Source organism: Streptomyces boncukensis, assembly GCF_011045075.1.
Lineage (GTDB): Bacteria > Actinomycetota > Actinomycetes > Streptomycetales > Streptomycetaceae > Streptomyces > Streptomyces boncukensis.
The window spans coordinates 1-5,167 of record NZ_JAAKZZ010000506.1 but is presented as its reverse complement, the minus strand read 5'-3'; the positions used below and the strand labels follow the sequence as shown (position 1 = coordinate 5,167).

4 protein-coding genes are annotated in these 5,167 nt (G+C 76.9%); 3 read left to right on the top strand and 1 reads right to left on the bottom strand.

What is annotated here, in order from left to right; genetic code table 11:
* Positions 1–132: 132 nt before the first annotated feature.
* Entirely contained in the window at positions 133–1,443 is a 1,311-nt protein-coding gene (locus G5C65_RS30770) for an NsdA family TPR-like regulatory protein (protein ID WP_165302336.1), read from the bottom strand.
* 231 nt (positions 1,444–1,674) lie between these two features.
* Between G5C65_RS30770 and G5C65_RS30765 the strand changes: the two genes are divergently transcribed.
* The 3 genes from G5C65_RS30765 to G5C65_RS30755 all read left to right on the top strand — a co-directional run bounded on the left by G5C65_RS30765 (position 1,675) and on the right by G5C65_RS30755 (position 4,974).
* Positions 1,675–2,292, top strand: a complete 618-nt coding sequence (locus G5C65_RS30765) for a TetR/AcrR family transcriptional regulator (protein ID WP_165302335.1) — start codon at positions 1,675–1,677, stop codon at positions 2,290–2,292.
* Positions 2,289–2,711 carry an MFS transporter gene (locus G5C65_RS30760; protein WP_338146747.1) on the top strand — a complete coding sequence of 141 codons (423 nt, stop codon included), beginning with the start codon at positions 2,289–2,291 and terminating at the stop codon, positions 2,709–2,711. The genes G5C65_RS30765 and G5C65_RS30760 overlap by 4 nt, the downstream gene beginning before the upstream one ends.
* 94 nt (positions 2,712–2,805) lie before the next feature.
* The gene (locus G5C65_RS30755) at positions 2,806–4,974 is read left to right on the top strand and encodes a primosomal protein N' (RefSeq protein WP_165302334.1); all 2,169 of its coding nucleotides are present in this window, start codon (positions 2,806–2,808) and stop codon (positions 4,972–4,974) included.
* Positions 4,975–5,167 lie beyond the last annotated feature (193 nt).

Sequence of the window (5,167 nt, the reverse complement as noted above, 5' to 3'; positions counted from 1 at the left end):
CTTGCTCGGTCAGCTCTACCACTGCCTGCACAACCGGCAGCTCTTCGACGAGCATCACGCATTCACCTCCTTCTCAGCAGCTCCAGCCGCCGCAGCTTGACTTCTTAGGCACGTGAGATGTCTCTCGTGGGGTCACGGATGGCCGGCGAACCAGGGGGCCAGGGCGCGGGTCGCGGGGGAGGGACGGCGGGTGAAGGCGCGGGCCAGGCGGCGCAGATCGGCCGCGACGGTGGCGGAGGAGACGGCGTCCGTGGCGGGGACGAGGGCCTCGGTGAGGGTGCACGCGTGATCGGTCTCGCCCGCCGCGGCGTGCGCGAGCGCCCTGCGGAGGCCGTAGCGCGCCTGGGAGCGCAGCGCGTCGGCGGGGAGCCGGGCGGTCTCGCGGTCGAGTACGGTGGCCGCTTCGCGGGGGCGGCCGAGGTCGTACAGACACCAGCCGGTGATCATCGCGACCGGGTCGGGCAGCGCGGTGGTACCGATGACAGGGGCGCCGGACCCCTCGTCGCTCTCGCGCGTGAGGAGTTCGCGGGCGCGGTCCAGGCAGCGCATGCACGCGTCGTAGTCGGCTGCCAGGGCGTGTCCCTGCGCCTCGCGCTGGGCCGCGAGCCCGCGAATACGGGGCGGGCGTCCGGTCTCCTGGGCGCGCCGGGCCAGTTCCACGGTCTGCGCCGCGTCGTCGCGGTAGAGCGTCACGAGCGCGCGGCGCACCAGCGCGTAGGCGGCGAGGTCGCGGTCCCCGCCTGCCTCCGCCAGCTGGACCGCGTGGTCCGTCCACCGGAGCGCGCCCCGGTCGTCCCCGCTCTCCTGGACGAGCCAGCCGATGTACTCGGCGTATCGCGAGGCCAGCGCGAGGAGCCGGTGCCGGGTGCGCGGGCCCGACCGGGAGGCGAGCTGGCGGAGGCTGTGGGTCTGCGCGATGAGGGGCGGGAGAACGAGTTGCGGACCGGTGGACTGGCCGAGCCGGCGGTACTGGTCGAAGAGGGAGCGTGCGGCGCTCAGCACCGTGGTGTCGTCCGGGTGCGGGACGGGGCCGACCGGCCGGACAGCGCCCAGCGGAACGACGGAGGCCGCGCCGGCCGCGCCGGCCGCCATCAGCGTGCGCCGGTCCACTGGCTGGAACCAGCTCGGCCCCTCGGCGGAGAGATGCATCAGCCATGCCTCGCCTTCGGTTGCGTCCTCGGGCTTCCGGGCGGTGGGTACGCCGTTTCCGGGTGGTTCGGGCGCGCGGTGGAGCGGGATCAGGTCCGCGAGGGCGCCGTCCGCGCTCAGGGCGGTGTCGCAGAGGCGGGCCAGCTGCGGGCTGGGTGTCTTGAGGCCGCGTTCGACTTTGCTGAGCTGGCCCTTGCTGTAGTGCACGAGTGCGGCGAGGCCGCTGAGGGTCAGTCCCGCTTCGAGGCGCCGTCTGCGCAGTTCCGGTCCGAACCGGGTCGGCTGCTGGTCCACTTCGACCTCCGTCTCTCACTCCGGGCAGCAGCCGGTCACCGGAAGTCAGCGTGGGGCAGGCGGCCCGGACCAACAAGGCGAATGGGGGTGTTTCCCGTTTCCCCTTTCGCAGGCAACAGGAGGGCGGGCCCGGCGTCGAGGGGGCGAACCCGGCATGACCCACCGGTATCAGCCGTCCGGGTGGTGACTGGCTCCTTGACGGAGTGAGTGCTCACTCCGTAGCGTGGAGGCATGGCTGAGAGTTCCGCGCGGCGCAGGGCGCCGGCTATGAGTCCTGACCAGCGGCGGGCGATGATCGTGACGGCCGCGCTGCCGCTCGTCATCGAGTACGGCGGGGCGGTCACCACGGCGAAGATCGCCCGAGCCGCGGGGATCGGGGAGGGCACGATCTTCCGCGTCTTTCCGGACAAGGACGCGCTGCTGGGCGCCTGCATGGACGAGGCGGTGCGGCCCGATGACACCGTCGCGCATCTGGCCTCGATAGCGCTGGACCAGCCGCTGGCCGCCCGGCTGACGGAGGCGGCCGAGGTGGTGCGGGGGTATATGGACCGGATAGGGGATGTCGCCGGGGCGCTGGCGGCGGTGGGGAAGCTGTCGCGGACGCCGCCGGGCGAGGAGGAGCCCGCTCCGGACCGGGAGGCCGGGCTGGCGGCGCCCCGGTCGGCGCTGGCGGCGCTGTTCGAGCCGGACCGGGAGGCGCTGCGGCTGTCGCCGGAGCGGCTCGCGGACGCGTTCCAGATGTTCCTCATGTCGACCGGGCGCCCGGGTGCTCCCGAGCCGCTGAGCACGCGGGAGCTGGTGGAGCTCTTTCTGCACGGCGCGCTGGCCGGCCGGGAGGCGGCGGTGTGACCGGGGCGGACCCGTACCCGGCGCTCAGCGGGCGCCGCCGGCGGCTGGTGATGTTCGCGCTGCTGGGCTGCGCCTTTCTCGCCATGCTGGACGGCACAGTGCTCGGGACGGCGCTGCCCCGCATCGTCGAGCAGGTCGGCGGTTCGGACGCGTGGTACGTCTGGCTGGTCACCGCCTCTCTGCTGACGTCGTCGGTGAGCGTGCCGGTGTACGGCCGGTTCTCCGACCTGTACGGGCGCAGACGGCTGCTGCTCGCGGGGCCGGCGTTATTCCTCGGCGGCTCGCTCGGCTGCGGGCTCGCCTGTGCCCCGTCCCTGACCGGGCGGCGCCCAGGGGCCCCCGAGACCGCCGAGGCGCTCGGCTCCACGGGCGCCGGAGGCACGCGCGGCTCGGCGCCCGCCCGGCCGGGAGGGGAGTAGCCGTCCGGCCCGGCGGCGGGGCGTCGGCGGGTCCGGTGCGTCCGGTGGGGTCGGCGAGCGGGAGGTGTCGGCGGTGTCTGTTAATACTGGGGCTGTGAGCAGGGGTGATGAGCAGCGGGAAGAGCCGGCGGCGCGGGAAGCTGAGCCGCCGGAGCAGCTCGCGCTCATCCGGGATACGGTGCGCGAGCACAAGGAGCGCCGGCAGCCGCCCAAAGCCAGGCCCCGCACCTGGCGCGGAGCCGAACTGGCGCCCCGGCTGCCGGTCGCGCGGGTGCTGGTCGACAAGGGGCTGGTCCACCTCGATCGCCTCTTCGACTACGCCGTGCCCGCCGCCATGGACGAGGAGGCCCAGCCCGGCGTCCGCGTCCGGGTCAGGTTCGGCGCCGGGGAGCGGGAGGGCCGCAGGGAGGGCGGACGGCTGACCAACGGGTTCGTCGTGGAGCGGCGTGCCGACACCGACTTCTCCGGCAAGCTCGCCCCGCTCGCGCAGGTGCTGTCGCCCGAGCCCGTGCTCGGCCCCGGGCTGCTCCAGCTGTGCCGCGCCGTGGCCGACCGGTACGCGGGCTCGCTCGCCGACGTGGTGCAGCTCGCCGTCCCGCCCCGGATGGCCCGCGCCGAGCGCAGGCCGTCCCCCCGGCGCCGTGCCCGGCCGCAGCCGCCGGAGCCGGGCAGCTGGACGCGGTATGCGCGGGGCGCCGATTTTCTCGCCGCGCTGGCCGCGCGGGAGAGTCCGCGCGCCGTGTGGACCGCGCTGCCGGGCCCCGCGAGCTGGGCGGACGAGCTGGCCCGCGCCCTCGCCGCCACGCTCGCCGCGGGCCGCGGGGCGCTCGCCGTGCTGCCGGACGGCCGCTCCGCCGGACAGGTCGACGCCGCGCTCACCGCCCTCGTCGGCGAAGGCCAACATGTGCTGCTCACCGCCGACGCCGGCCCCGAGGCCCGCTACGCGCGCTGGCTCGCCGTCAACCGCGGCGCCGTCCGCGCCGTCGTCGGCACCCGGGCCGCGATGTTCGCCCCCGTGCGGAACCTCGGGCTGGCCGCGATCTGGGAGGACGGCGACTCCAGCCAGAGCGACGACCGCGCCCCCCAGCCGCACGCCCGCGAGGTGCTGCTCCAGCGGGCCGTCACCGAGCAGGCGGGCTTTCTGCTCGGGGCGCACGGCTGCACCGTCGAGGCCGCACAGCTCGTGGAGTCCGGCTTCGCCCGCCCCCTCGCCGCCGACCGCGCCGTCGTCCGCTCCACCGCCCCGCTGGTGCGCACCGTGGGTGAGTGGGAGGAGGCCAGGGACTCCGCGGCCCGCAGCGCACGGCTGCCGAGCCTCGCCTGGCAGACGGCGCGCGAGGCACTGGCCCGGGGCCCGGTGCTGGTCCAGGTCCCCCGGCGGGGCTATGTCCCCCGGCTCGCCTGCGAGCGCTGCCGCGAGCCCGCCCGCTGCGCGCACTGCGCGGGCCCGCTCGAAGCCGCGGGCCGGGGCGCGGAGCTGCGCTGCGGCTGGTGCGCGCGGGCCGCGCCGGACTGGCACTGCCCGCACTGCGGCGGAGTCCGGCTGCGCGGCCAGGCGTTCGGCGCCCGGCGGACGGCGGAGGAGCTGGGCCGCGCCTTTCCCGCGGTGCCGGTCCGCACCTCCGGCGGCGAGCATGTGCTGGCGACGGTGCCGGAGCGGCCCGCGCTGATCGTGGCCACGCCCGGCGCCGAGCCCGTCCCCGAGGCGGGCCCCGGCTACGCCGCGGCGCTGCTGCTGGACGGCTGGGCGCTGCTGGGCCGCCCCGATCTGCGCGCGGGCGAGGAGGCGCTGCGCCGCTGGCTCGGGGCCGCCTCGCTGGTACGCCCCCAGGAGCAGGGCGGCAGTGTGGTGGTCGTCGCCGAGGAGGCGCTGCGCCCCGTCCAGGCGCTGGTCCGCTGGGACCCCGCGGGCCACGCGCGCCGGGAGCTGGCGGACCGGGCCGAGCTGGGCTTCCCCCCGGTCTCCCGGATGGCGGCGGTCACCGGACCGCCGGAGGCGGTGGCCGCGCTGCTCGCCTCCGCCGAACTGCCCGCGTCCGCGGAGGTCCTGGGCCCGGTGCCGCTGCCGGTCACGGAGCACGGACAGCCGCGCAGGCCCGGCGCACCGCCGCCGGGCGAGCGGTGGGAGCGGGCCCTGGTGCGCGTCCCGACGGGCGGGGGTGCCGCGCTGGCCGCCGCGCTGAAGACCGCGCTGGTCGCCCGGCTCACCCGGCGCGAGGGGCCCCCGGCCCATATCCGTATCGACCCGCCCGACATCGGCTGAGCCGGGCACGTCGACGGGTACCGGCTGCGGGCGGCGCGCCCGGTCCCGGCGCGCCCGGTCCCGGCGCGGGCGGCCCCGGCGCGGGCGGGGGTACGCGCCCGTGCCGGGGCCCGTACGCGGCGCGCTGCCCGGCGCCGGGCAGCACCGGGCAGCGCGCCGCGTACGGGCCGGGGCGGGGCAGCGGTTCAGCCGT

Coding starts and splice junctions, on each gene's coding strand:
- G5C65_RS30765 (WP_165302335.1), top strand. CDS start 1,675: ATGGCTGAGAGTTCCGCGCGGCGCAGGGCGCCGGCTATGAGTCCTGAC.